Annotated in this window: 21 protein-coding genes and 1 tRNA gene; 5 read left to right on the top strand and 17 right to left on the bottom strand. The window is 68.9% G+C overall.

Annotated elements, in window-relative coordinates; translation table 11 throughout:
* Positions 1-11 precede the first annotated feature (11 nt).
* The 6 genes from ACQG07_RS00380 to ACQG07_RS00405 all read right to left on the bottom strand — a co-directional run bounded on the left by ACQG07_RS00380 (position 12) and on the right by ACQG07_RS00405 (position 10,611).
* Entirely contained in the window at positions 12-1,382 is a 1,371-nt protein-coding gene (locus ACQG07_RS00380) for an MFS transporter (protein WP_071259900.1), read from the bottom strand.
* Positions 1,383-1,479: 97 nt separating this feature from the next.
* Entirely contained in the window at positions 1,480-3,294 is a 1,815-nt protein-coding gene (gene uidA / locus ACQG07_RS00385; protein ID WP_426736850.1) for a beta-glucuronidase, read from the bottom strand.
* A gap of 96 nt (positions 3,295-3,390) precedes the next feature.
* The gene (locus ACQG07_RS00390; protein ID WP_426736851.1) at positions 3,391-4,857 is read right to left on the bottom strand and encodes a family 43 glycosylhydrolase; all 1,467 of its coding nucleotides are present in this window, start codon (positions 4,855-4,857) and stop codon (positions 3,391-3,393) included.
* Between the two features lie 376 nt (positions 4,858-5,233).
* Entirely contained in the window at positions 5,234-6,475 is a 1,242-nt protein-coding gene (locus ACQG07_RS00395) for a glycoside hydrolase family 1 protein (RefSeq protein ID WP_426736852.1), read from the bottom strand.
* Positions 6,476-6,509: 34 nt separating this feature from the next.
* Positions 6,510-9,194, bottom strand: a complete 2,685-nt coding sequence (locus ACQG07_RS00400; protein ID WP_426736853.1) for a family 78 glycoside hydrolase catalytic domain — start codon at positions 9,192-9,194, stop codon at positions 6,510-6,512.
* Positions 9,195-9,252: 58 nt separating this feature from the next.
* Positions 9,253-10,611: an MFS transporter gene (locus tag ACQG07_RS00405; RefSeq protein WP_426736855.1), complete on the bottom strand. Its 1,359-nt coding sequence runs from the start codon at positions 10,609-10,611 to the stop codon at positions 9,253-9,255.
* 180 nt (positions 10,612-10,791) lie between these two features.
* Here ACQG07_RS00405 and ACQG07_RS00410 point away from each other — a divergent pair, with 180 nt between their 5' ends.
* Positions 10,792-11,448 carry a TetR/AcrR family transcriptional regulator gene (locus ACQG07_RS00410; RefSeq protein WP_079002370.1) on the top strand — a complete coding sequence of 219 codons (657 nt, stop codon included), beginning with the start codon at positions 10,792-10,794 and terminating at the stop codon, positions 11,446-11,448.
* A 2-nt stretch (positions 11,449-11,450) separates the two neighbouring features.
* On the opposite strand, the gene ACQG07_RS00415 is transcribed toward ACQG07_RS00410, so the two are convergent.
* Positions 11,451-12,062, bottom strand: a complete 612-nt coding sequence (locus ACQG07_RS00415) for a TetR family transcriptional regulator (protein ID WP_426736856.1) — start codon at positions 12,060-12,062, stop codon at positions 11,451-11,453.
* Between the two features lie 78 nt (positions 12,063-12,140).
* Here ACQG07_RS00415 and ACQG07_RS00420 point away from each other — a divergent pair, with 78 nt between their 5' ends.
* Both ACQG07_RS00420 and ACQG07_RS00425 read left to right on the top strand, forming a co-directional pair.
* A complete protein-coding gene (locus ACQG07_RS00420) occupies positions 12,141-12,974 on the top strand; it encodes an SDR family NAD(P)-dependent oxidoreductase (RefSeq protein ID WP_426736857.1) in 834 nt (277 codons plus the stop codon).
* A 193-nt stretch (positions 12,975-13,167) separates the two neighbouring features.
* A complete protein-coding gene (locus ACQG07_RS00425; RefSeq protein ID WP_426736859.1) occupies positions 13,168-14,601 on the top strand; it encodes a sugar porter family MFS transporter in 1,434 nt (477 codons plus the stop codon).
* An 87-nt stretch (positions 14,602-14,688) separates the two neighbouring features.
* Here the strand turns inward: ACQG07_RS00425 and ACQG07_RS00430 are convergent, their stop codons facing one another.
* From ACQG07_RS00430 to ACQG07_RS00475, 10 genes are all read right to left on the bottom strand, one after another.
* Entirely contained in the window at positions 14,689-15,714 is a 1,026-nt protein-coding gene (locus ACQG07_RS00430; RefSeq protein ID WP_426736861.1) for a Gfo/Idh/MocA family protein, read from the bottom strand.
* On the bottom strand, positions 15,711-16,622 hold the full coding sequence (locus ACQG07_RS00435; protein WP_426736863.1) for a sugar phosphate isomerase/epimerase family protein: 912 nt from the start codon (positions 16,620-16,622) through the stop codon (positions 15,711-15,713). Before ACQG07_RS00435 ends, ACQG07_RS00430 begins: the two co-directional genes overlap by 4 nt.
* Before the next feature lie 61 nt (positions 16,623-16,683).
* A complete protein-coding gene (locus ACQG07_RS00440; protein WP_426737324.1) occupies positions 16,684-17,700 on the bottom strand; it encodes a Gfo/Idh/MocA family protein in 1,017 nt (338 codons plus the stop codon).
* Between the two features lie 90 nt (positions 17,701-17,790).
* A complete protein-coding gene (locus ACQG07_RS00445; RefSeq protein WP_426736864.1) occupies positions 17,791-18,714 on the bottom strand; it encodes a sugar phosphate isomerase/epimerase family protein in 924 nt (307 codons plus the stop codon).
* 39 nt (positions 18,715-18,753) lie between these two features.
* Positions 18,754-20,676 (bottom strand): 3D-(3,5/4)-trihydroxycyclohexane-1,2-dione acylhydrolase (decyclizing), encoded by a 1,923-nt coding sequence (gene iolD / locus ACQG07_RS00450; protein ID WP_426736865.1) that lies wholly within the window; start codon positions 20,674-20,676, stop codon positions 18,754-18,756.
* Positions 20,676-21,611, bottom strand: coding sequence for a 5-deoxy-glucuronate isomerase (gene iolB / locus ACQG07_RS00455; RefSeq protein WP_192005453.1), 936 nt, complete (start codon positions 21,609-21,611; stop codon positions 20,676-20,678). Before iolB ends, iolD begins: the two co-directional genes overlap by 1 nt.
* Before the next feature lie 116 nt (positions 21,612-21,727).
* Positions 21,728-23,230: a CoA-acylating methylmalonate-semialdehyde dehydrogenase gene (locus ACQG07_RS00460; RefSeq protein WP_426736866.1), complete on the bottom strand. Its 1,503-nt coding sequence runs from the start codon at positions 23,228-23,230 to the stop codon at positions 21,728-21,730.
* Positions 23,231-23,284: 54 nt separating this feature from the next.
* The gene (locus tag ACQG07_RS00465) at positions 23,285-24,211 is read right to left on the bottom strand and encodes a class I fructose-bisphosphate aldolase (protein WP_426736867.1); all 927 of its coding nucleotides are present in this window, start codon (positions 24,209-24,211) and stop codon (positions 23,285-23,287) included.
* A complete protein-coding gene (iolC, locus tag ACQG07_RS00470) occupies positions 24,208-25,200 on the bottom strand; it encodes a 5-dehydro-2-deoxygluconokinase (RefSeq protein ID WP_071260773.1) in 993 nt (330 codons plus the stop codon). Before iolC ends, ACQG07_RS00465 begins: the two co-directional genes overlap by 4 nt.
* 219 nt (positions 25,201-25,419) lie before the next feature.
* Positions 25,420-25,492 (bottom strand) — tRNA-Val (locus tag ACQG07_RS00475).
* A 154-nt stretch (positions 25,493-25,646) separates the two neighbouring features.
* On the opposite strand from ACQG07_RS00475, the gene ACQG07_RS00480 reads away from it, so the two are divergent.
* Both ACQG07_RS00480 and ACQG07_RS00485 read left to right on the top strand, forming a co-directional pair.
* A complete protein-coding gene (locus tag ACQG07_RS00480) occupies positions 25,647-26,456 on the top strand; it encodes a thymidylate synthase (RefSeq protein WP_124769225.1) in 810 nt (269 codons plus the stop codon).
* Complete coding sequence (locus tag ACQG07_RS00485) at positions 26,453-26,977, top strand: dihydrofolate reductase (protein WP_426736868.1); 525 nt, start codon at positions 26,453-26,455, stop codon at positions 26,975-26,977. The genes ACQG07_RS00480 and ACQG07_RS00485 overlap by 4 nt, the downstream gene beginning before the upstream one ends.
* The last annotated feature ends 20 nt before the right edge of the window (positions 26,978-26,997 follow it).

Genomic DNA, 26,997 nt, shown 5'->3' on the forward strand with positions numbered 1-26,997 from the left:
CCTCTACCCACCTACCGGATGCCCTTCACCTTCGTCAGGATGATCGACCCGCCGAGCAGGGCGAACACCCCGCCGACGAGATACAGGAGCGTGTAGTTCTTCACCCCGTCCACCGCACCGATCGCGATGATCGCTGGGGCCAGGAGCGGCGCGATCGCGCTCGGCAGCTTCTGCGCGAACGACACGACCGACATGTAGCGGCCGGCCTCGGAGCGGTCGGGCAGGATCGCCAGGACGATGGCCTGGTCGACCGCTCCGAACGCCGCCAGGGCGAGGTTCATGATGACGGCACCGATGACGAGCTGCGGGAAGGAGAACGCGGTGGCCTCGATCACCGCGCCGACCGCGAAGAGCAACGCGCCGATGAGGACGAAGAGCTTCCGTCGTCCCAGCTTGTCCGACACCCACCCGCCGCCGAGCGCTCCGACGACGGCGGCGACGACCCCGAGGAGGCCGATGACGGTCACGGCGCCGGCGATCTCGGACACCGGCAGCCCGAGCCGCTGGGCGTAGAAGAAGGTCGCGAAGCTCGTGTTGAAGTACAGGCCGATGAAGAACGTGAAGCGGCCGAGCCAGTTCCACCCGAAGTCCGGGTACTTCCGCGGGTTGAAGGCGTAGCTCGAGAACACCTTCTTCAGGGAGATGCGGTCGTCCGGCAGCGCCATGCCCCGCGAGTCCGGGTCCTTGCCGAGGAGGACGAACGCGAGCACGGTGACCGCTCCGACGACACCGGGCAGCAGGAACACGAGCACGGTGCTGATGTCGACCACGGCGTAGACGATGCCGATGCCGAGGATCGGCGCGACCTGGGCGGTCAGGCCGGTGAGTCCGGAGATCTTGCCGCGTTGCTGTTCCGGCACGAGGTCCGCCTGGAGGAACATGATCGCCGCTCCCACGTTGGCCCAGCCGAACATGGCGATGATCCACCCGATGATGAGGACGGGCACGCTCGGGGCCACGGAGATGACGAGCAGGCCGACGAGTCCGAAGACGATCCCGCCCAGCATGAACGGGCGGCGGCGACCGAGCCGCGAGCGGGTGCGGTCACTCCAGATGCCGATGAGCGGTGCCGTGAGGATGAACACCGCCTGCGCGAGTCCCGTCGCGTACCCCAACACCTCCTCATGGCCGGGCACCAGTTCCTGGATCCGGAGGGCCAGCGAATAGGACAGCGGGACGATGAACGCCATGGACGATCCGAAGTTCGCGAGCATCATCGTCACGATGAAGCGGGCGCTCACGGGACGGGTCGGGCCGTCGGGCGTCGGGAGGTTGGTGGTGGTGGGACCTGCGGCGGTGCCGGAGGTCATGGGACGCGCCGTGGCAGCGGCGATGGTGATGCGTGAGGACTCCTCTGGAGTGAGCTCGTCGTTGATGCCCATGGGTTCCTTCTTCGGTCGGGTGGTGCGGGATGTGGTGCGGGGTCAGGATCACCCGCGGCGGCCCTCACCCCCGAGGGGCCGCGCGCGGATGGACGGGTCAGCGGCCGTCGTCGACTCCGTCGGTGGCCTGCCCGGGCTTCGACCCGTCGAGTCCGGTCCAGCGACGCCGCAACGAGAACGCGGCGCCCTTCGGTTTGCGGTCGCGGGTGAAGACGCCCTTGCGGTTCCCGTCGACCCGGTGGATGCCGGGTGACGTCTGGAAGTCGGCGAAGTTCCACACGTGCTCGCCGATGAACTCCGGGATGCGGTCGAAGACGCGGTGGTTCATCGCGAGGTAGTCGATCTGGTACTCCTCGCTCCAGGGCAGGTCCCACACGGAGTGCTGGCCGGGCATCGTGTCGGCGCCGTACTCGGACATCATGATCGGCTTCCCGAACCGCTGCGCCCATCCACGGAGGTCCTGCTCGAGGTAGTGCTCGGCCGTGGCGAGGTCTCCGGTGAACACGTACCAGCCGAAGTAGCGGTTGATGCTGAGGACGTCGAAGAGGTCGGCGATGGTGTCGTTCTGCGCGTTCGCGAACATCACCGCCGCATAGGTGAGCGGCCTCGTCGGGTCGAGCTCGCGGGCGAGCTCGACGAGCGGTTCGAAGTACTCCCGCGCGCCCTCCTCGTTCGAGGCCGGCTCGTTCGCGATGCACCACATGACGACGCTCGGGTGGTTCTTGTCCCGGTCGATCAGTTCTCGGAGGTGCTGCGCGTGGATCTCGCGCGTCACCCCGCCGAAGTTCTCCGGCGCGAAGGTCGGGGTGGGCGGCATGCCCGTGAGGCCGCCCTGCACGCCGAGGTTGAGCCCGACCGCGGCGGTCTCGTCGATCACGACGATGCCCTGCCGGTCGGCGAACTCGAGCACCTCCTCGGCGTAGGGGTAATGCGAGGTGCGGAAGGAGTTCGCGCCGATCCAGTCGAGGAGCTGGAAGTCGTGGACCAGGTAGGCGTTGTCGTGTCCCTTGCCGCGGATGGCGGTGTCCTCGTGCTTGCCGAACCCGGTGAAGTAGAAGGGCTCGCCGTTGATGAGGAGCTGCGCTCCGCGGACCTCGACCGTGCGGACGCCGAACGCCTGCGTGTAGCTGTCGACGAGGGTCTCGTCGTCGAACAGTTCCACGACGAGGTCGTACAGGTAGGCTGCGCCGGGCTGCCAGCGGGTGACGCCCGGGATGGTGAGGGTGATGGACTCCCCCGCGCCGGTCGCGACCTCGGTTCCGGTGGCGTCGAGCACCCGGACACGGACATCGGCCGGCGCCGTGGTCGCGACGCGGTACGTGACGATCCCGTCCGCGCCGTCGACCTCCGTGACGACGGTCACGTCCTCCACCCGGACCTTGGGTGAGCTGTACAACCAGACCGAGCGCGCGAGCCCCGCGTAGTTGTAGAAGTCGTGGAGCACCGCCTGTTGCTTGCGGCCGTCCGGCGCCTCGCTGATGATGCCCGGGGGGATCGTGACGTTCGTCAGCTGGTTGTCGACGGCGACCGTCAGGCGGATAGTGGCCCCCGCCTGGACCCGGTCGCTGATGTCGATCTCGAACGGCGTGTAGCCACCCTGGTGCTCCCCGACGAAGGCGTCGTCGACGTAGACCCTCGCGGCGTGGGTCGCAGCGTCGAATCGGAGCATGATGCGTTCGCCGTCCCACCCGCGCGGGATGGACACCGGTCGCTGGTAGTAGACCCAGCCCACGTGGTCGCGGATCTCGGCGGACGTGAACTGGTCGTTGTAGCTCGCGGGGACCGCGACCTCGAGCGAGCCGGGGAGTCGCTCGAGCCACGGCTGCTCGCCTGCGGCGGAGTCGAGCGCGAACGACCACAGGCCGTCGAGGTTCGAGAGGTCACGGGTGGGGGTGGACCGGGGTTTCAGCATGGGGTTCCTTCTTCGCGACGATGCGAGGTGGTGACGGTCGGTGGTGCGGATCGGGTCGGGACTGGGCGGGACTGAGCCGGGCTGAGCGGGTCGGGGTCAGTGGAGCGCGCTGTAGGAGAACCGGGTGACGGTCGCGTCGCCGCCGAGCGCCTCGGTCCCGATCACGCGACCCGTGAACCCGCCGGCGACCTCGGTCGAGCAGTATCGGCCGTCGATGTCGGCGAGCACGTCCGGCTCGCTGCCGACGCCGAGGACGATGCGGTCGGGGCCGGTGCGCGCGCCCGGACGCTGCTGCGGGTTGGCGACGGCGCGGACGGTCAGCGGCTGACGCCGGTCGACGCCGGTCCGTTCGGCGATGACCTGGTCGAGGGGGCCGATGACGACCCGGACCGTCACGCGGTCGCCGACCCGCTGCACCACGGCCTGGTGCGCGTCGTCGATGCGGACGCCGAGCGCGATGTCGCCTTCGGGCGCGACCACCTCCACAGCCCACTGTTCGTCACGCGCTCGTGCCGCCAGCAGGTGCTCGGCGTCGCGGCTGGCCGGGGCCCGCCCGGCCGTCAGGTGCAACCGCCCGTCCCGGACCCGTGCGAAGGATGCCGGGGCCACGCCCGGGGCGATCCACCGCGGGTGCAGGGTCGGGGCGTCGAAGGTGTCCACGAACGAGGTCTCCGGGGTCGGCTCCGGGAAGCGGTCCTCCACGACGACGGGCCAGTCGTCCACCCAGTCGATGCCGACGAGGAAGGTCTCGCGGCCGTTCGTGTGCCATCGCGGGAACGATCCACGCAGCCGGACGCCGAGGTGGACCATCGCCCAACTGCCGTCCTCGGCCTCCACCAGGTCGGCGTGTCCGGTGGACTGGACGGCGTCGGTCGTGCTGCGGTGCGACAGGATCGGGTTCGCGGGGTTCCCCGCGAACGGGCCGTCGATGCTCGCCGACCGCGCGACGGTCACCATGTGGCCGGGACCGGTGCCGCCCTCGGCGACGAGCAGGTACCACCAGTCCCCGCGCTTGAACACGTGCGGGCCTTCGGGATGGGTGTCCCCGGTTCCGATGCCGCGCCAGAGCACCACGGGCTCCGACAGGACCTGGCCGGTCGACGGGTCGACCTCGACCTGGGAGATGCACCCGCGCATGACGTCACCCCAGGTGAGCCGGCAGACGCCGTCGTCCCCCCACGCCAGGTCGGGGTCGATGCCGATCAGGCCTTCCGTGTGGACCGGCTCGCTCCAGGGTCCCTCGGGACGCTCGGCGTGCACGATGAGGTGGCCCCTGGTGATCTCGTCGACGTTCGTGGTCGTGAGCCAGAACCGGCCGTCATGGTGTCGCAGGGTCGGGGCGTAGACGCCACCGCTCGCGCCGTCGACTCCGGTGCGCACCGTCAGCTGGCTCTCGCGGTCGAGGACGTTGCCGAGCTGGTGCCACGAGCGGAGGTCCGTGCTCGTGAACAGGGGGACGCCGGGCGAGTACTCGAAGCTCGAGGTCGCGAGGAAGTAGTCCGAACCGACACGACAGATCGAGGGATCGGGGTGATAGCCGGGGATGACCGGGGTGTTCGTCATGGGTGTCGTTTCCTTCTTCCTCCGCGACGGTGCGAGGGGTTGGTCGTGCTATTTTGACCGAGCAAGTCAAAATCTGTCAACCGATTGCCAGAAGTTGTCATCACACTCGCGGTGTCGGCGCTCCGACGCACGACGGACAGAGGACGACATGGACGATCCACAGGGCACCCTCGCCGAGGAGACACCGGCCCGCACCACTGCGTGATGCACCGCGCCGACCATCTACGACGACGCCCGCGAGGCCGGCGTCAACGCGTCGACCATCTCCCACCTGCGTGACGACGTTGATCATGCGGGAGTCGACCGGGCCCGTGGAGCGGTCCTGATCCGGCGATGACGGGACGGGGCCCACGCGTGTGGACCCCGCACCCGGTCATCAGGCTCCGGCGACGCCGACCGTGTCGAGCGCGTTCTGCTGAGCGACCCCGCCGAGCCACGCCAGGCTCGGCTTCGGCGTCCGGACGAAGGTCTCCCGGTCGATGGCGATGAGACCGAACGTCGGTTCCCAGTGGCCCCACTCGAAGTTGTCGAGCAGCGACCAGTGGAGGTACCCACGCACGTCGACGCCGTCGGCCATCGTTCCGGCGAGACCCTCGAGTGCCTCCCGGGTGTACCGGATCCGCTGCTCGTCGTCGGCGGTCGCGATCCCGTTCTCGGTGATCAGCACCGGAACGCCTCCCGTGACCTCCCAGGCGTGACGGACGGCCATCGCGAGGGCGTCCGGGCGGTACGCGGTGCCGACGAGCGTATTGTCCGGGTGGGGCGGGTGCGGCACGAGTCCGCGCGCATCCACCTGCTGACTGGAGTACGCCTGCACCCCGACGAAGTCGTCACCACGGCTGCCTTCCCAGTAGACGTCCTCCTTGCCGTACCGGATCTCGAGCAGCTTCTCCTCGCCGCCCGGGGCCGCGGTGAGCGCACCGGCCGCGATGGTCCAGCCGACCTTGGCGCCGGTGCGTTCCCGGACGATCTTCCGCGCAGCGTGGTGGATGGCGGTGAAGGTCCGTCCGATCTCCGGATCGGCATAGGTCAGGAAGTCGCTGTGCGTCTGCTGCTCCTGCTCCCCCTCGGCTTCGACGGTCGGGCTCTGCCACTGGCCACCGGCCTGCTGCATGCGTCGCATGGCCGTCATGATCGCGGCCTGCATGTTCGGTTCGTTCATCGTGACGACCCACTCCACGCCGTCGAGGATCGTGGTCGCCTCCGTGACGTACGCCTGGAACCGCTCCGAGGCGTCGGGCGCCAACCAGCCGCCTCGCTCGGTGAACCACTGGGGGGTCGTGAAGTGCTGCAGGGTGACCACCGGGGTGACGCCGTGCTCGAAGCAGCACTCGATCATGCGCCGGTAGTGGGCGAGCTCCGCCCGCGAGACGTGCCCCTGCACCGGTTCGATCCGTGACCACTCGAGGCTGAACCGGTAGGAGGTGAGCCCGGCGTCGGCGAGGAGGGCGATGTCCTCGCGGTAGCGGTGGTAGCTGTCGCAGGCGTCGCCGGACAGTTCCATGCCCGGCATGGACTGCTCGCGGGCCCACCAGTCGCTGTTCACGTTGTTGCCCTCGATCTGGTGGCCGGCGGTCGCCGCGCCCCAGAGGAATCCGTCGGGGAAGGTCGTCGTCATGGTCGTCGATGCTCTCTCGTTCGTGGTGCGATGGTCAGATGGAGGCGACCGAGGCCTCGGCCGCAGGGGTGCGGAACGGGCGGCGGGCGCTGAAGCGGCCGGGACCGGCGTGGAACTCGGTGCCGTCGGGGAAGCGGATCCGGGCAGTGGTGGCGGCCGGGATCGCAGCGTCGATCAGCAGTTCCCCGCCCTCGTGGCGCCAGTGGACCGCGATCGTCCCGTTCGGCGACTCGTGGGAGCCCTGCGCCCACGACATCCCGGCGCCGGGGACCGGCGCGATGACGATCGAGTCCCAGGCGATCGAGTCCTCGGCCTGCCGGAGTCCGAGCGTGTACTCGTGGAGGAAGCGCGCGAACGTCCCCTTGCTGTAGTGGTTGAGGGACTCGTGGGCGAAGCCGTCCGCGTCGATGCCCTCCCAGGCCTCCCAGATGGTGGTCGCACCACGGTCGACCATGGTGAGCCAGGAGGGCTCCGTGCGCTGCATGAGCAGCTCGTAGGCCACGTCCGCACGGCCACCTTCGACGAGCACGGGGAGCAGGTCCCCCGTCGAGAGGAAGCCGGTGCCGAGGTGGGTGCCGGCCAGCCGGATGAGCTCCACCAGGCGACCCAGCGCAGCGGTTCGGAGGTCCTCCGGGAGCAGGCCGAAGGACAGCGCCCGGACGTACGCAGCCTGTGTGTCGGTCTCGGTGGTGCCGTCGGGCCGGAGGTAGGCGGCCTGCCAGGCCGAACGGACCTGCTCGGCGACCAGCGCGTAGCGGGCCGCGACGTCGTCCTGGCCGAGGATCGCCGCGATCTGCGCGAGCGTGGACGTGGAACGGAAGAGGTAGGCGGTGCCGACCTCACCCTTGTCGGCCATGAACCACGCCATCGGGTCGTCGACGATCGGGTCGATGGCGTTGCCGTCGGCGTCGCGCTCCCTCGGCTCCGTCCACTCACCCCAGTGGAAGGTCCCGTCCCAGAGGAACTCCTCGAACGCCTCGGGCTCCGGCGAGTGCTGCTGGCGTGCGTGGTGGCGCGTCTCCCGCGCGCGGCCGAGCGCCCACTCCACCCACCGGACCATCGCGTCCCAGTTCTCGGCGAGCACCTCGGTGTCACCGTAGCTGCGGTACAGCTCCCAGGGCACCGCGACGATCGCGTCGCCCCAGCCCGCGGAACCGGTCATCATCGCGAACTGGTCGTCGAGTCGCTGCTTGATGCGTCGACCGTCCGGCGAGAAGTTCGTGATGCGACCGTCGTCGAGTTGGTCGTCGCGGACGGAGCGCAGCCACTTCCGGCTGAACCCGCTCACATCGCGGAGCCGGGTCGCCGTGGAGACGAACACCTGGTAGTCCCCGGTCCAGGCGAGGCGTTCCCTGGTCGGGCAGTCGGTGGGGACGTCGACGGCGTTGCCGAGGAAGCTCCACTCGGCGAGACGGTGGAGCTCGTCCAGGTCGGGGTCGCTGCACGCGAACCGGCCGGCCACCGGGAGGTCGGTGTGGACGATCTGCATCGAGAGCGTCGCGGGGTCGAGTGGCGCGCCGTGTCGCACGATCCGCACGTATTGGAACCCGTGGACGGTGTGCCGCGGTTCGAAGACGGCCGGCGTCTCCCCCGCGACCACCTCGTCATGCTGCCGGAAGACCCGTGCTGGTTCGCCGGGTCGATGGGAGTCGAGGTGGGTCGTCGAGAGGTCGCCGTCCGCTCCGACGTACTCGCCGTAGTCGATCCCGGTCCGGGTGCCCGCGGGTCCGAGGTCTCCGAGCCGGAGCCATCCGGAGGCGTTCTGGCCGAAGTCGACGACCCACACGCCCTCGCGCAGCTCGCGGACGCTGCTCGGGGCGAGCGACGCGACCACCGTCACGGCGGGCGCCGGCGACCAGTCGATGGCCGGTGGGTCCACGACGGCGTCGATGAGCACGGACGAGACCGGTACGTCGGCAGCCTCCCCATCGGCCACCGTCAGGTCGACCGTCTGGCCGTCCATGAGGTCGGCCCGGGTGATGGTGGACGGCCGACTCTCCCAGCGGTCGTCCGAACGGACGACGAGGGTGCTCCCGTCGGCGAAGTCGACGTGCAGCTCGGCGCGGAGACCGAGGACGGAGCCCCAGCCCGACGGGATGCGGAACGCCCCCACCTGACCTCGGTACCAGCCGTCGGACAGGTCGACGTCGAGACGGTTGGTGCCGGTCACCAGAGCGTCGGCGACGTCGAAGGCCTGGGCGTACAGGGTTCGGTCGTAGGAGGTCGAGCCCGGGGAGAGCTCGGCTCGGCCGGCGCGCACCCCGTTGACCGCTGCAGTGTACAGACCGAGGGCGGTCGCGTAGAGCCGCGCGGACCGAACCTCGCCCTCCAGCGTGAACTCCACGCCGAGGAGGTGCGCCGGGCGGTTCCCGTAGCCGGGATCATCCGTCTCGACGGGCGAGATCCAAGCCGCCCGCCAGTCCTGGTCGAGCAGGCCGACCTCGAAGGACGCCGGTTCGGACCACTCGGCACCCGCCTCGGCCGAACGCACCCGCCACTCGACCCGCTGGCGGCTGTGCAGCGCGGACCACGGCCAAGCGACGTAGCGGTGCCCGTCCGCGAGCACGACCGGGTGCCGCACCCCGTCGATCACCGCCTCGAGCTCGAAGCCGCAGATCGCGCCGTCTCCCGGCTTCCAGGAGAGCCGCGGCGTCGCCCCGGTGACGACGAACTGGTCGCCGCCGCTGTCGACGGTGAGATCGTGGGGTGTCGCGTGCATGCTCTGGCTCTCTGCTGGGTGGTGCTGGACGGGGTGTCGGCGGCTCGGCGCCACCGGGTCAGCGGACGGCTTTGACCTTGGTGGAGACGATGATCCCGCCGAGGAGCGCGAGGACCGCGCCCGTGAGGTAGAGGATCGTGTAGTTCTTCTCCGCACCGGTCGCGCCGAGGGTGATCACGACCGAGGCGAGCAGCGGCGCGACGGCACTCGGGATCTTCTGCGCGAAGGCGACGACCGCCATGTACCGGCCGGCCTCCTCGCGGTTCGGCAGGATGGCGAAGATGATCGCCTGGTCCACCGTCGCGAACACCGCGATCGCGGTCTGCATGAGCACCGCACCGATGATGAGCTGCGGCAGCGACCACGCGAACGCCTCGGCCAGGGCCCCGGCGACGAAGAGGAGCGAGGCGATGAGCACGAACAGCCGCCGACGCTTGAGCTTGTCGGAGAGGAAGCCGCCGAGCAGCGCCCCACCGGCGGCGGCGACCACACCGAGCATCCCGATCGTGGCGACGACCCCGGCGACCTCGCGGACCGGGAGATCGAGCCGCTGCGCGTAGAAGAAGGTGCCGAACGTGGTGTTGAAGTAGAGGCCGATGAAGAAGACGAAGCGACCGAGCCAGTTCCAGGCGAAGTCCGGGTACTTGCGCACGTTGAAGCCGTAGCTGCGGACGACGGAGCCGACGGTGACGGTGTCCGTCTTCGCGAGGTGCTTGGAGCTCCCCTCCGGCTTGATGAGCGGGAAGATCGCGAGGAGGACGGCGCCGATGACGCCGGGGACGAGGAACACGAGGAAGGTGCTGGACGACACCGCGTAGGCGACGCCGATGCCGAGGACCGGCGCGATCTGCGTCATGAGCCCGGTCAGTGCCGACACCTTGCCGCGCTGCGACTCCGGGAGCTTGTCCGCCTGCAGCGTCTGGATCGCTGCGCCACAGATGGACCAGCCGGACATGCCGAGCACCCAGCCGGCACCGACGATGAGGAGGTCGGGCGCGAGTCCCATGACGATGAGGCCGATGAGGCCGATCCCGACGCCGAGGAAGATGAACGGCGTGCGGCGGCCGAGGCGTGAGCGGACGCGGTCGCTCCAGATGCCGACCATGGGGCTGATGACGAGGTAGACGAGCTGGGCCGTCCCGGTGATGTAGCCGAGCACCTCCTCGTGACCCGGCGCGAGCTCGGAGATGCGGACGGCGATGCCGTACGACAGCGGCACCATCATGGCCATGGACGCGCCGAAGCTGGCGAGCATGAGCCAGAAGATGTAGGAGCGGCTGACCGGGGTCTGCGGGTCCTGCACGGTGGCCGGGGCGGCGTCGAGTCCGTCGGGTTCGGGCTGCGAGCCCGGGGTGGGCTGGGCCGCGGCGAGACCGGCGGCGGCGCGGGCGGTGGGATCGGGTTCGTTCGGGGACACCATGACTCCTTCATCGGGTGTGTCGACCGGCTACGGTGCTGGTCTGCGTCCGGGCGACAGCGGTGTGCGACTCCGGCAAACTGTAACCACCATGGTTACTGTTTGGAAACAGTAACCATCGTGGATACAATTGGCAAGTCCTGGGCAACACCTGTCCGATCGACGCGAGGAAGGCCGAGCATGACGACGAGCACGGCGACGAACATCGCACCGGAGGGGAACCCGACCCGCGGTCGACGTGGCCCCCGCGGCCCCTACGCGACGACACCGGCCCGCCGCGCCGAGATGATCCGGGCGGCGTCGGCGAGCTTCGCCGAGCACGGCTACGAGCGGGCCTCGCTGCGGGACATCGCCTCCCGCGCGAGCGTCACGCACGCCGCGCTCCTCCGCCACTTCGCGACGAAGGACGACCTCCTCCTGGCCGCCCTCGCGCAGCGGGACGCCGACGACCTCGAGCTCGCCCAGCGCATCATGCAGTCCAGACTGCCGGCGGACCGCGTCCTGAGCGCGGTGCTCGAGGAGGACTTCGCCCACCCCGAGCAGCAACGCAACTGGCTCGCGATCACCATCGCGGCCACGAACCCCCACCACCCCGCGCACGACTTCTTCATGGCCCGCCGAGCCCGCATGCGCGAGCACTTCACCGACAAGCGGCTCTCGACGGCCGCCGACGGGGAGCAGCTCACCGCCGATGACAAGGTGACGATGACGCTGGCGATGATCGACGGTCTGCGCATCCAGGCACTCCTGGACCCGGAGCGCGAGACCCTGCCGCTGCTCGAGGCCTTCATGCGCCTGATCGCGTCCCCGGAGGACGGCGCCACCACGACGGCGTGAGGTCAGCGGGCCGGCGAGTCCACACCGCTCGTGCGGATGACGTCGAAGCCGCGGAGCGCCTCCGCGACCGCCTGGGCGGGAGAGGCGTCGCGATCGCCGGCCGCCCACCAGGCCAGCGCCTCGTCGATCGCCGCCTGTACCGCGGCCCCGACGGCTCGCGGCACGATGTCGGAGGACGAGGCGCCGAGACGCCGCGCGACGAACTCGATCGTCTGTTCGCGCCAGCGTCGATAGGTCTCCGGCCTCGTCTCACGCAGCTCCGGGGTCGTCGCGATGAGGCGCATCCGGGCGCGGCCGACGGCGAGGGCGTCGGCGTCCTGATCGAACACGTCGAGGACGACGGCGGTGATGGCGTCGGTGATCGGGAGTGACTCGTCGGCCGTCGCGAAGCCATGGGCCAGCGCGTCGATCGCCCCCTCGATGCCACCCCAGACGATGTCGGCCTTCGTCGGGAAGTACCGGTGCAGGGTGCGGACGCTCACGCCGACCTCGTCCGCCAGTGCGCCCATGGTCGTGCCCTGATACCCACGGCGGTAGAGCACGTCGAGCGCTCGCGACCGGAGTTCGTCCGGCTCGGAGACGGGCGGGCGGCCTGGGCCCCGTTTGGCGGTCATGCACCCACGCTAGCGCCCGCGCGAAGGCCGTTTTATGACATACTCTGCCAATACTGTTGCCACGACATGGAGGTCGTCATGCCCTACCCCTTCCCCGATGTCTCCGAGACCCCGCTCGCAGACCTCCTCTCCCTCGCCGGGCGACGCGCCGTCGTCACCGGAGGCGCGCAAGGACTGGGCAAGGCCATCGCCGTCCGACTCGCGGAGGCCGGCGCCGACCTCCTCATCGTCGACCTGCACGAGGACGCCGCGCGCACCGCGGCCGACGAGCTCCGCGCACGGTTCGGCGTCACGGCCCTCGGAACCCGCGCCGACGTGAGCGACGCCGCCTCCGTCGCGGCCGCCGCAGACTTCGCCGTCGCCGAGCTCGGGGGGATCGACGTCTGGGTGAACAACGCCGGCGTCTTCCCCAACGCCCCCGTGCTCGAGATGGACGACGAGACCTGGGACCGGGTCTTCGCCGTCAACGCCCGCGGCGTCTTCCTCGGGGCGCGCGAAGCGGCACGACGCATGACGGCGGACGGGTCCGGCGGCGTCATCGTGAACATCGTCTCGACCGCCGGAGTCCAGGTCGCCTTCCCGGGCATGTCCGCCTACGTGAGCTCGAAGCATGCGGCGCTCGGACTCACGAAGTCGCTCGCGGTCGACCTCGCCCCGCTCGGCGTCCGGGTCCTCGGTGTCGCGCCGAGCTTCGTGCCCACGGAGGGGAACCTCGCCGTCGCGGCCGCCGCCGCCGAGGCCGCCGCTGCAGCCGGCGTCGAGCTCCCGAAACTCGACGTCATGAACCAGAGCCTCATCGGACGCTTCGGCACCCCAGACGACATCGCCCGCGTCGTCCTCTTCGCGGCGAGCGACCTGTCCATGATCATGACGGGGAGCACCCTCCTGGCGGATGCGGGCGAGACACTCTGATCCTGACATCGATGGGGCCCGTGCGGTTCAGGCCGCAGCTGGAGCGATTCTGAGCGAGCGTTCACGTCGAGTTCTCGACGCACTAGCGGTCCGTGGCAGAATGTCCTAACATTAGGACACATTCTCACCCGGTTCAGCGTCGACAACCGGCCCATCGGGGCCGGAGGCGGGAACACGCAAAGGAGCGAACAACGTGTCTCATGGTGGAACGATCACCAATGCCGTGAAGGTGGCCCTGCCGCCACTCGGCAACGGCCCCTACAACCGACGCCTCGGCCTCGTCGCCGTCATCGCGACCTTCGGCGGGCTGCTCTTCGGCTACGACACCGGCGTCCTCAACGGCGCTCTGTCGTTCATGATGGAGTACTTCGGCCTCGACTCCTTCCAAGAAGGACTCATCACCTTCACCCTGCTGATCGGTGCCGCCGTCGGCGCCTTCTTCGGTGGGCGTCTGTCGGACCGCCTCGGTCGCAAGCGCAACATCCTCATCATCGCCGTCCTGTTCTTCATCGGCGCCGGCGGCTGCGTCATCGCCCCGACCTACGAGATCCTGCTCGTCTTCCGCTTCATCCTCGGCCTCGCCGTCGGCGGCGCCTCGGTCACGGTGCCGGTCTACCTCGCCGAGGTCGCGCCGTTCGAGAAGCGCGGCAGCCTCGTGTCGCGGAACGAGCTCATGATCGTCGGCGGGCAGTTCCTCGCCTTCGCGATCAACGCGATCATCGGCAACATCTGGGGCTCCAACGACCACGTCTGGCGCTACATGCTCGCCATCGCCGTGATCCCGGCGTTCGTCCTGTTCTTCGGCATGCTCCGGATGCCCGAGAGCCCGCGCTGGCTCATCGCCCGCGGACGAGACGACGAGGCCCTCGAGGTGCTCCGGCAGGTGCGCTCCGAGGAGCGCGCGGTCGCCGAGATGGAGGAGGTCCGGCAGCTCTCCGAGATCGAGAAGGACGAGCAGTCGGGCACGTTCCGCGACATCGTCCGCACGCCGTGGATCCGTCGCCTCCTGTTCATCGGCATCGGCATCGCCGCCTACCAGCAACTCACCGGCATCAACTCGATGATGTACTACGGCACCCAGGTGCTCGAGGCGGCCGGGTTCACCCGCAACGCGGCGCTCAGCTTCAACGTGTTGAACGGCGTCATGTCCGTGACCGCGATGCTCGTCGCGCTGTCGATCATCAACCGGTTCAACCGCCGCTCGCTGATGTTGTTCGGGTTCATCGGCACCACGACCATGCACCTGCTCGTCGGCGCCATCGGCCTCGGCCTGCCCGAGGACAACCCCGTCCGCCCGTGGCTGCTCCTCATCGCGATCCTGCTCTTCATCGGGATCATGCAGGGCACCATCGGACCCCTCGCCTGGCTCATGATCGCCGAGATCTTCCCACTCAAGATGCGCGGCGTCATGATCGGCATCACCGTCCTGGTGCTCTGGACCACGAACGCGATCATCTCGCTCGTGTTCCCCTCGCTCGTCGAGTCCCTCGGCTTCGCCACCTTCCTCCTCTTCGCCGCGGTCGGTCTCCTCGCCATCCTCTTCGTCGCGACGAGTGTCCCGGAGACGAAGGGCAAGAGCCTCGAGTCGCTCGAGGACCACTTCAAGGAGCAGTACAAGACCTTCTGATCCTGGTCCGCGCCACACCGTCGAACGGCCCGCCCTCATCGAGAGGACGGGCCGTTCTGCTGGGCCGGGAACACGCACCGAGGAATGTCAGACGGACGAGACGTCCACCCAGGTGCCGAGCTGAGCGCTCCGGCGAGCGGTCTCGAGGATCGCGAATGTGTCGAGGGAGCCCTCGACGGCGACAGGGAGGACGCCGGACCCGGTGTCGATCGCGTCACGCACCCCTGCGTAGAAATCCTGCCAGCGACCGTCTGCGCGCGGATACGGCCGCCGCTCACCGTCCGTCGTCGTGAGCGTGCCCCACCGCTCGTGCGGCTCGACGCCCCAGCCCTCATCGGCGGGCCGAAGGCCGGCTAGCACTTGATCCGTCTGAAGGTCGAGCCCACGTACGGTGACGGTCCCGGTGCGTCCGGTCACCCGCAGGCGTGGGCGCCCGTCGGGTTGCAGGACGTCGGAAGCGACGATCGACCGGATACCATCCTCGTGCTCGAGAAGCAGGTCGAAGGCGTACTCGTACTCGTCACCCGGCCGGCGGTCGATCGTTGCGAACACCCGCTGGACAGGTCCGAGCGCGTCACGAACCTGGTCCACGATGTGACTGCCCAGATCCAAGAGCTGACCGCCGCCGGATCCGTCTCCGGTCGCGTGAGGTTCCCACCGGTCGAGGATGTTCTCGACGAGGCGGATGTCACCGACGGCGCCCGAGCGCACGATCGCCCGCAGCGTGCGGGCCTCGGAGTCCCAACGCCGGTTCTGGAAGACGCTGAGCAGGACGCCTCGGTCAGCCGCGTAGGCGACGAGTTCTCGCGCCTCGGCAAGACTGCTCGCCATCGGCTTGTCGACGATCACCGGTACTCCGGCGTCGATCACGCGCTTGGCGATGTCGAGCCGACCCGACGGCGGCGTCGAGATCGTCACGATGTCCACACCCGATGCGAGCAGATCTCCGACGGTGTCGTACACGGGCACCCCGGGATGGTCGACGGCGAGCTCCGCCCGGCGGACCGGCGAACGGGTCATGACCCCGGCGAGGACCCCGTCACCGAGAGCAGCGACGAACGGGGCGTGGAACGTGCGTCCGCCGAATCCGTACCCGACGAGGCCGAGTCTCACGCGCCGGCTCCCGCTCCCTCACCCGAAGCGGCCGCGCGGCCGGCGTCGACGAGCGCGCGCAGGCGCTCGAGCTGGAACCGCGAAACCTCGTCGGCGCGCTCGTCCTCTGCGAAGACATTGGAGACGACGATCGCGTCCTCGCGATCGAGGAAGCCCGTGCGTCCGAGCGTCGCGAACAGTCCCGCCCAGTCGACGTCGCCGTCGCCGATCGCGAGGTGCTGGTGCACCCGTGCCGCGTTGCCCGGCGGGTTGCTGATGTACCGGAGTCCGTGCGACCGGTGGTGGTCGAAGGTGTCGGCCGCGTAGACCGCGCCGAGACGCGCGCCGATCTCGGGCAGCAGGGTGGCTGCGCGGTCGCCGTAGTGGAAGGTGTGCGAGGCGACGTAGACGAAGCCGACGGATGACGAGTTCAAGCCCCGGATGATCCGCCAGGCCTCGAGCCCGTCCTCGACGAAGTCGTCGGGGTGCGGATCGAAGTTGATGCGGACGCCCTCGCGCTCGGCGAGCGGCAACAGGGTCTCCATCGAGCGGTAGAAGGCGGCCTCCGAGTCCTCGCTGCGCTCCGGGCGTCCGCTGAACTCGGTGTTGAGGGTGTCGACGCCGAGTTCCACGGCGAGGTGGATGATGCGCGAGAAGTTGCGGACGGCAGCCTCCCGCTGCGCCTCCTCGGGCGAGGAGACACGTTGCACCGGCAGGAGCGCAGGGATGGTGATCCCGGCGTCCGCGACGCGCTTGCGCAGGGCGGCGACGAGGGCGTCGTCGGCCTTGGGGTAGCGGAAGAACGGCCCGAAGTCGGCGTGCGGCGTCAGCTGCAGGTGGTCGTACCCGAGCCGTGCGGCTCTGTCTGGGAAGTCGAGCAGCCCGTGGTCGTGGTGGTACGGGGTCGGGTCGAGAGCGATGCGGACCATCGGGGAACTCCTTCGTCAGTGCGGCCGGCCGGTGCCGCGTGGGACCCCGGCCGGACGCGGATCAAGCGTAGAACGCGGGGCGCTCGGGAACGGCGACCGGCACCGGGCCGTCGGTGGTGAGGGCCGCGACTCCCGCCTCACACGCGAGTGCCACCTTGTAGCCGTCCCAGGCGTTCGGCCCGTCGACGAGGGTGCCCGCGCGGACCGCGTTCACCCAGCGCTGGACCTGCTCGTCGTAGGCCGCGGCGAACCGCGTCACGAAGCTCGTGTGGTCGGCGACGCTGAAGCGGCCGTCCTTCCACTGCTGGAGACCGGAGGGCTGACCGATCCTCGCGATGCTCTCGGCGAAGACCGCCTCGGTCGCGACCTGATAGCCGAACTGGACGCTCACGTTCATCTCGACGTCGACGAGGACTCCGTTCGCGAGCTCGATGATGACGAGGATCGGCTCGCGCAGGTGGTCAGGGCTCAGCCGGTTGCGACGCGGGTACTTCACCTCGACGCTCGCGACGGTCGAGCCGGCCACCCACGGCAGCACGTCGAACTCGTGCACGACCGAGTCGGTGATGAGCATCGTCTGCGTGTAGGTGTCGGGGACGACCGCGTTGCGGTGGACGCCGCGGAGCATGAGGAGCTCGCCGGCGTCGCCCGACTCGACGAGGGCGCGCAGCTGCTGGTACTCGGCGTCGAAGCGACGCATGAACCCGACCTGGATGTGCGGACGGTCGAGCTGCTGTTCTGCCTCGAGCACCCGCCACGACGACGTGGAGTCGGGCGTCAGCGGCTTCTCGCAGAGGATCGGGAGTCCGGCGGCGAGTGCCGGCAGGAGTACCGGCTCGTGGAACTGGCCGGGGGTCGCGATGAGGACCGCGTCCACGGCCCCGGCCGCGATCGCGTCCTCGATCCGGGTGAACGCCTGGGCACCGGGCGCATTGGCGGCCGCGGCTGCGGCACGTCCGGCGTCGGGTTCGATGATCGCCGCGACGACCGCACCACTCACCCGCTCGGTGATCCGTCTGACGTGGTCGGCTCCCATCAGACCGGCTCCGACGATGCCGACCCGGAGGTCGCCCGTCAGGGGGTCGGTCCCGGTGGGACGGTCGGTGGTCTGGGTGGTGGTGCTCATGGCGTCGGTGCCTTCCGTGGAGTCTGACTGGTCGAAGTGGGTTCAGCTGACGCGTGCAGCGGCGGTCTCGCCGAAGATGTGCTCGCGTGTGCGCTTGGCGATGGGGAACGGGCGATCGATCGAGCAGCCGTACATGTCCTGCTCGACGATCCCGAAGATCTGCGGGTCGAGTGCCGCGACGCGCTCGATGATCGGGCCGAGCTCCGGTACGCCGAACGGCGGCTCGACCATGATGTCCTGGGTGACGGCCTCGGCGAACGGCACGTCGTTCTTCAGGACGTCGAACAGCAGGCTCGTGTCGACCTGCTTCAGGTGCAGGTAGCCGATCCGCGACGGGTGGTCGTCGATGAGCTTGAGGTTGTCGCCGCCGTAGTAGGAGAAGTGGCCGGTGTCGAGGCAGAGGTTCGTGTACCGCTCGTCGGTCTCGGCGAGGAAGCGCTCGACCTCCCTGGTCGTCCCGACGTGGCTGTCGGCGTGCGAGTGGAACTGCTGCTTGATCCCGAACTCCTCGAGGAGGGCCTTGCCGAGGCGATCGTGACCAGCGGCGAGCTTCGCCCACTGCTCGTCGTCCAGTGTGCGCGCCTCGAGGACCTCACTCGTCGCGTCGCTCCGCCACAGGTCCGGGATCACGACGAGGTGCTCGGCCCCGAGCTTCGAGACGAGGCCGGCGATGTCGAGCGCCTGGTCCCAGGCCCGCTTCCACTGGTCGTCGCCCTTGTGAAACCCAGTGAAGACCGTTCCGGCCGACAGCTTGAGACCACGGGAGCCGAGTTCATCGGCGAGCTGGTTCGGGTCCGTGGGGAGGTAGCCGTACGGACCGAGTTCGATCCACTCGTATCCGGAGGCGACGACCTCATCCAGGAATCGCTCCCACGGGACCTGCTTCGGGTCGTCGGGGAACCAGACACCCCAGGAGTCGGGCGCGGTGCCGATACGGATCGACGGGGTTGCGGTGGGTAATGACATCGGGATCCTTCGGTACTCGTTCGTGGGTCTGTCCGGCACTCAGCCGAGCAGCGGCTTCTGGGTGGCTTTGATCTCGGCGTACTCCTCGTAGGCACGCTGCGTGCTCGGCAATTCCGAGACGGCCGGCACGGGAACGTCCCACCAGCCCTCGCCGTCGGGCGCGTACAGCAGCGGGTCACTGTTGATGTGGATGAGCGTCGTCCGGTCGGACGCCTTCGCGGTCGCCATGGCCGCCCTGAGGTCGTCGATCGACGAGGCGCCGGGCTCGACCTCGATCACGTCGACGCCGTAGCTGCGGGCGTTGGCGGCGAGGTCGACGGGCAGGATCTGCTCACCCTGGAAGTTGCGGGCCTCGGGGTCGAGGCTGCGGTACCAGGTGCCGAAGCGTTCGGAACCGACCGTCTCCGACAGGTGTCCGATCGAGGCGTAGCCGTGGTTCTGGATGAGGACGACGATGAGCTTGATGCCCTCGGCGACCGCGGTCACGAGCTCCGTGTGGAGCATGAGGTACGACCCGTCGCCCACCATGACGACCACGTCGCGGTCGGATCCGCTCGCCTCGGCACCGCGCTTCACGCCGAGCCCACCGGCGATCTCGTACCCCATGCAGGAGAAGGCGTACTCGACGTGGTACCCGAGGGCGTCCCGCACGCGCCACAACTTGTGGAGGTCACCGGGGAGTGATCCCGCCGCCTGGACGATGACGTCCTCCGGGTCGGTGCTCGACTGCACGGCGCCGATGATCTCGGCCTGGCCGGGGAGGGCGAGTCCGGACGGCTCGAAAGCGGCGTCGACCGTCGCGTCCCACGACGCCTTCTCGCGGCGGACGGTCTCGGCGTAGTCGGCAGCGACTCGGAAGCGGGCGAGCTCACCGCGGAGCACTTCGACCGTCTCCCGCGCGTCGGCGACGACGGCGATCTGCGTCCCGTGCTTGTACGCGTCGAAGCCCGCGACGTTGACGTTGACGAAGGTCACGCCCTCCGCCTGGAACGCCGTGCGGCTCGCCGTGGTGAAGTCGCTGTAGCGGGTTCCGACACCGATCACGACGTCTGCTTCCGCTGCGAGACGGTTCGCCGCAGTGGTCCCGGTAGCACCGATCGCGCCGACGTTCTGCGGGTGGTCCCAGACGAGCGAACCACCGCCGGCCTGCGAGGTGCCGACGGGGATTCCGGTCGCCTCGACGAGCAGCCGCAGCGCCTCCTCGGCGTTCGAGTAGATCACGCCCCCGCCGGCGACGATGAGGGGACGCTTCGCCCCGCGGATCGCCGCGACGGCGCGAGCGAGTGGTGCGCGTTCCGGCAGCGGACGGCGCAGGTGCCACTCGCGGTCCTGGAGGAACTCGACCGGCACTTCCACGGTCTCCGCCTGCACGTCCTCCGGCAGGGCGATCGTGACCGCACCGGTCTCAGCCGGGTCGGTGAGCACGCGCATGGCGGCGAGGGCGACGGAGAACAGCTGCTCGGGCCGCTGCACCCGGTCGAAGAAGCGGGACAGCGGCCGGAAGGCGTCGTTGACGGTGATGCCGATGTCGTGCGGTAGTTCGAGTTGCTGGAGGACCGGGTCGGCGACGCGCGTCGCGAAGGTGTCGCTGGGCAGCAGGAGCGCGGGGAGACGGTTGGTGGTGGCGAGGGCCGCACCGGTCAACATGTTCGCGGCACCCGGGCCGACCGAGGCCGCGCTCGCGAAGGTGCCGAGGCGTCGGTGCATGCGGGCGTAGCCGACGGACTGGTGCACCATCGCCTGCTCGTTGCGCGCCTGGAAGTAGGGCATGAGGTCGGGGTCGAGTGCGTTCGCCTGCTTGAGCGCCTGCCCGAGACCCGCGACGTTGCCGTGCCCGAAGATGCCGAACATGCCGGGGATGGTCCGCTCACGGTGATCGCCGTCCACGGTCCACTGGTGACCGAGGAACTCCACGAGCGCCTGGCTCACCGTCATCCGCTTCGTCCTGGAGTTCGTTGCCATCACTGCTGTCCTTCGCCATCGGTGCGGGTGTTCGTTTGAGATGCTGTGGGGCTGACATAGGGCAGCCGCGGGTCGATGTCCTGGCCCTCCCAGCTCTGCCGGATCCACGCGTGTGCGGGGTCGTCGCTGATGCTCCAGACCCGTTCGTGGTCGGGTCCGGCCATGACGTTCAGGTAGTAGAGGTCGTACCCGGGCGCGGCGACGGCAGGACCGTGGTAGCCGAACGGGACGAGCGCGATGTCGCCGGTGCGGACCATCGCGTTGATGTCGATCTCCCCGGCGGGTGAGGAGTAGGTCGCGAACATCCCGAAAGGATCCGCGGCCGTCGGTGCTTCCAGACCCTTTGAGACGGCGGACTCGAAGTAGTAGATCTCCTCGAGGCGCGATTCCGCCCCAGGCAGGTGCTCGTCGTGCTTGTGGGCGGGGTAGGACGACCAGTTCTCTGCGGGCGTCACGACCTCGCACACGATGAGCTTCGCGGCGTCGAGCGCGTCAGGCGTGCCGAAGTTGTGGACCTGACGACTCGACCGGCCCGCGCCGCGCAGTTCGACGGGGATCTCCTCCGCAGCGACATGACGCGTCGGGTGGACCGCCGTCGTCGGGGCCTCGGCCACAGCGACTCGACCGCCTCCGCGGAGGACGCCTGCTGTCCCCGCACCCATGTAGAGGACGTCGGTCGGTCCGTCGAAGACGGATCGACGGCCGGAGAGAGCCGTGGTGCCGTCCCGCTGCTCAGCGTCCGTCCAGCTGATGCTGAAGGAACCGGCGAGCGGCACGACGATGCGTTCCACATCGCCCGCCGGGAGGTCGATGGCATCACCGTCGACGAGGACCGCGACGCGGAGACCCGTGTGCGCCCACCCGTCGATCGAGCCGTCGACGACACTCTCCCAGCCGTCTCGGGCGAGGTCACCTCGCTCGTACATCCACTGCATGTTGGTCACTCCGTCGTGTGTGTGATTCGATCATGCCCTTCGACAGGAGTGCGGAACGATGTCGGCTCGGGCACCGCGCCGTTCCCTGGGCCTGTCGAAGGGCCGTCCGTGAGAACTCAGTTCTGGGGGAAGCCGAGGTTGATGCCGCCGTGGGAGGGGTCGAGCCAGCGGGAGGTGATGGCCTTCTGCTGGGTGAAGAACCGGACGCCCTCGGCACCGTGGGCCTTGGTGTCGCCGAACAGGGAGTCCTTCCACCCGCCGAAGGAGAACGTCGCGACCGGGACGGGGATGGGCACGTTGATGCCGATCATCCCGACCTGGATCTCGTTCTGGAACCGTCGGGCGGCGCCGCCGTCGTTGGTGAAGATCGCGGTCCCGTTCCCGAACGCGCCGCCGTTGATGAGCGCGACACCCGCTTCGTAGGAGGCGACGCGGACGACGGCGAGGACGGGGCCGAAGATCTCCTCCGTGTACACCTTCGACGTCGTCGGGACGTTGTCGATGAGGGTCGGGCCGAGCCAGAACCCGTTCGGGTCGCCGTCGATGGGGGTGTTGCGGCCGTCGACGACGATCGTGGCGCCGTCGGTTTCGGCGATGTCGAGGTAGGACGCGACCTTGTCGCGGTGCACCTTCGTCACCAGCGGCCCCATGTCGCAGTTCCGGCGTCCGTCACCGATCCGCAAGGTCGCTGCGCGTTCGGCGATCTTGGCGATGAGCTCGTCCGCGACGGGCTCCACAGCGACGACGACCGAGATCGCCATGCACCGCTCACCCGCGGAACCGAAACCGGCGTTGATGGCGGAGTCGGCGACGAGGTCGAGGTCGGCGTCGGGCAGTACGAGCATGTGGTTCTTCGCCCCGCCGAGCGCCTGGACGCGCTTGCCGTGTGCGGTGCCGGTCTCGTACACGTACTTCGCGATCGGCGTGGAACCCACGAAGGAGATCGCGCGGACGTCGGGGTGGGTGAGGAGCCCGTCGACGGCCTCCTTGTCACCGTTCAGCACCGTGAACACCCCGTCGGGGAGCCCTGCTTCCTGCCACAGCTTCGCGAGCCAGATCGCCGCGGACGGGTCCTTCTCGCTCGGCTTCAGCACGACCGTGTTCCCGGCGGCGATCGCGATCGGGAAGAACCACATCGGCACCATCGCGGGGAAGTTGAACGGCGAGATGATCCCAACGACCCCGAGCGGCTGCTTCGTGGAGTACACGTCGACACCGGTGGAGACCTGCTCGGAGAACTCACCCTTCAGGTGGTGCGCGAGACCGGTCGCGAACTCCACGACCTCCTGCCCACGCGTGATCTCACCCAGCGCGTCGGAGACGACCTTGCCGTGCTCCGCCGTGATGATCTCCGCCAACTCACCCTTCTTCGCGTCCAGCAGCTCACGGAACTTGAACACGATCTGCTGACGCTTCGCGAGCGACAGGTCGCGCCAAGCCGGGAAGGCCGCGGCAGCCGATGCGACAGCTGCGGCGATCTCGTCCTGATCGGCGAGCGCGACGTGCTTCGTCGCGACACCGAGCGCGGGGTCGTAGACCGGGGCGGTGCGACCGGAGCTGGAGGGGGCTTCGGCTCCGTCGATCCAGTGCGGGACGACGGGGAGGGAGTCAGTGCTCATGATGCGGGTGGTTCCAATCTGTGAAGGATCAGCGATCGCGGCGGATCGGGAGGCTCAGGAGGGGAGGTCGGCGTGGACGAGCCCCGCCGCGGTGTCGACTGCAGCGGAGACGTCGCCGTCGGCGGGGTAGATCAAGGTGCGTCCGACGACCAGCCCGCGGACACCGGGCAATTCGAGGGCTCGTTCCCAGGACGAGTAGACGTCGTCCTGATGGCCGTTCGGCTCGCCACCGAGCAGGAGTGTCGGCATCGAGGTGGCAGCCATGACGCGTTCCATGTCCTCGACGACCGGCAGCTTCATCCAGGTGTAGGCCGAACTCGATCCGAGGCCGGACGCGATGGCGATCGAGGTGATGACCGCCTCGACTGAGAGGTCGTTGACGATCCGTCCCTCGCGCCACTCGCTCATGAACGGTTCGAGCATGATCGGCACGCGAGCTTCGACCGCCTGATCGACGGCACGGGCGTTCGCTTCAATGGTCGCGACCGATCCGGCATCGCCGAGGTTCACTCGGAGGAGTGTCTTGGCGAAGTCGAGACCGTCTCGGACGATCCCGGGAATGTCGTAGCCGGTGAACCGGTCGTCCATCTCGAACGCGGCGCCGCGCAGCCCACCCCGGTTCATCGATCCGACCACGACCTTGTCGTCGAGCAGACCGAGGAGGGCGAGGTCGTCGATGATGTCCGGGGTGCCCAGCACGCCGTCGACACCAGGACGCGAGAGCGCGAGCGCAAGGCGGTCCAGGAGCTCGTACCGGTCGGCCATGGCCATCGACTCGTCGCGCACACCGAGGGCTCCGCGAGCCGGGTGGTCGGCAGCGACGATGAAGAGTCGGCCGTCACCGCGGATGAGCTCGCGCCGACGTCGGCCGGCATGGGCGCGGGCGATGGCGGCCGGGTCGGATGCGCGGACCTCGCGCAGGCGCTCGAATTCATTCTCGCGGAGGAACCGCGATGTCCTGGCGTTGTTCACGATGGTCATCGGGCACCTCCGAGGTCTGCTGCACCGACGGCGCTGATGGTGTCGAGGATCTCGAGCACCTCGGCGGAGTTCGGCATGGCCGTCGAGCACTCACGCCGCGACGCGACGATCGCTCCGGCGATGTTGGCGAACCGCAGGATCTTCTCGAGACCCCACCCTTCGATGAGTCCGTGGCAGAGGGCGCCACCGAAGCTGTCCCCCGCGCCGAGTCCGTTCACGACGTCCACGAAGTACGGCGGGACCTCGACGGTCTCGTCGCGCGTCTTGGCGAGGACCCCCTTCGGACCCTGTTTGACGATGGCGAGTTCGACGCCGCGTTCCAGCAATGCGTCTGCAGCGCGGTGGGGCTCCGTCTCGCCGACAGCCACCTCGCATTCCTCGCGGTTGCCGACCGCGACCGTGACGTGTTCGAGCGCTCGCCCGACCTGGGTGGAAGCCTGCTCGGCCGAGTTCCAGAACATCGGACGGTAGTCGAGGTCGAGGATCGTCAGCGGCCGGCGGGCGCGGGCTTCCCACGCGGTGAAGTGGGCCGAGCGGCTCGGTTCCTCACTGAGCCCCGTCACCGTCGCCCAGAACACCTTGGCGCGGTAGATCGCGTCGAGGTCGAGGGATTTCGACGTGATCGTCAGGTCGGGGGCCTTCGGCTTCCGGTAGAAGTACAACGGGAAGTCGTCCGGCGGGAAGATCTCACAGAAGGTGACCGGTGTCTGCAAGTCCGTCTCCCAACCGACGAACTCGTCAGCGACGCCGAGGCGTCCAAGTTCGCGGTGGACGTATCGACCGAAGGGGTCGTCACCCGTCCTGCTGATGAGCGCCGTCGGGTGCCCGTGCTGGGCGGCGGCGACAGCGACGTTGGCGGCGCTCCCCCCGAGGTACTTGCCGAAGGTGTCAACGTCCTCGAGGCCGATGCCGTCCTGCAATGGGTAGATGTCGACGCCGACGCGTCCCATGGTGACGACGTCGTACGTGATGGCTGATGGAGCGGTCATACGTCTCTGTACAACTTTCTGTGAGCTGTTCGATGCGGCCAGAACCAGCATACACAGAATGTCTTAACAAATGAACATGACCTAAGGATCTCGATCACACGCCCGTCAAACCGCGGGGACGCCATGGGAACCGGCCGACAGGGGGAGCCAAGCCCTGCCGGCGGGCCGTGGATACGAAGAAGCCCCGAGATCCGCATGATCTCGGGGCTTCTTGTCCGGTGGGCCCTGCCGGGATCGAACCGACGACATCCACGGTGTAAACGTGGCGCTCTACCAGCTGAGCTAAAGGCCCGCGATCGGATGGAGGCATCCGATGCGACTCGTCGAGTCTAGCCGGAGTCGCCGTCGGAGCCGGAACGCTCCACAACCCGGGTCCGCGCACTTCCGCCGCGACACCGGACGATCGGTCGGGCGCGGTGACGGTCGCTGGCCGTACGATCGAGGGGATGGATACGACGATCCCCACCCCGTACGAAGACCTCCTGCGCGACACGCTCGAGCATGGCGCCACCAAAGGCGACCGCACCGGAACCGGCACGCGCAGTGTGTTCGGCCGCCAGCTCCGTTTCGACCTCTCCGAGGGCTTCCCGCTCATCACCACCAAGCGGGTGCACTGGAAGTCCATTGCCTACGAACTCCTCTGGTTCCTCCGCGGCGACGGCAACGTCCGCTGGCTGCAGGAGCACGGCGTCTCCATCTGGGACGAATGGGCCGACGACCAGGGCGAACTCGGTCCCGTGTACGGCGTGCAGTGGCGGTCCTGGCCGACCCCCGACGGCTCGCACATCGACCAGATCTCGCAGGTCATCGACCAGCTGCGCACCGACCCGAACTCGCGCCGCATCATCGTCTCCGCCTGGAACGTCGCCGACATCCCCAACATGGCGCTCGCCCCGTGCCACGCCTTCTTCCAGTTCTACGTCGCCGACGGCAAGCTCTCCTGCCAGCTCTACCAGCGCAGCGCAGACCTCTTCCTCGGCGTCCCCTTCAACATCGCCAGCTACGCGCTCCTCACCCACCTCGTCGCCGAGCAGGTCGGCCTCGAGGTCGGCGACTTCGTGTGGACCGGCGGCGACTGCCACATCTACGACAACCACGTCGAGCAGGTGACGGAGCAGCTCACCCGCGCACCGTTCCCCTACCCGAAGCTGCGCATCAACACGAAGCGCGACAGCATCTTCGACGTGGAGTACGACGACCTCGAGATCGTCGACTACCAGCACCACCCCGCCATCCGAGCGGCCGTCGCCGTATGAGCCTGGCGCTCATCTGGGCCCAGGCCCACGACGGCGTCATCGGCGCCGACGGCGGCATGCCCTGGCACGTCCCCGAAGACCTCGCGCACTTCAAGGCGCTCACCGGATCCGACGCGGTGATCATGGGACGCCGTACCTGGGATTCACTCCCCCCGCGGTTCCGTCCGCTCCCGGGACGCCCGAACATCGTCGTCACCCGCGATCACGCGTGGTCCGCCGACGGCGCGATCGTCGCGCACTCCCTGGAGGATGCGTTCGAAGCGGCACAGCTCGCCGGCAACGGCCAGGCCTGGGTCACCGGCGGCGCGGGTCTCTTCACCGAAGCGCTCGCGCTTGCCGACCGGCTCGAGGTCACCGAACTCGACCTCGACGTCGCGGGCGACACCTTCGCACCGACCGTCGGCAAGGAGTGGGTGCCGGTCACGATCGATCCGGCGCACGGCTGGTCGGAATCCCGCACGGGTGTCCCCTACCGGTTCATCCGCTACGAGCGCGCACCCGAGGTCACGATCACCGGCTGAGACACTCGACGATCCGGATC

The sequence above is a fragment of the Plantibacter sp. 2H11-2 genome, assembly GCF_050031945.1.
In the GTDB taxonomy this organism is placed as follows: Bacteria; Actinomycetota; Actinomycetes; order Actinomycetales; family Microbacteriaceae; genus Plantibacter; species Plantibacter auratus.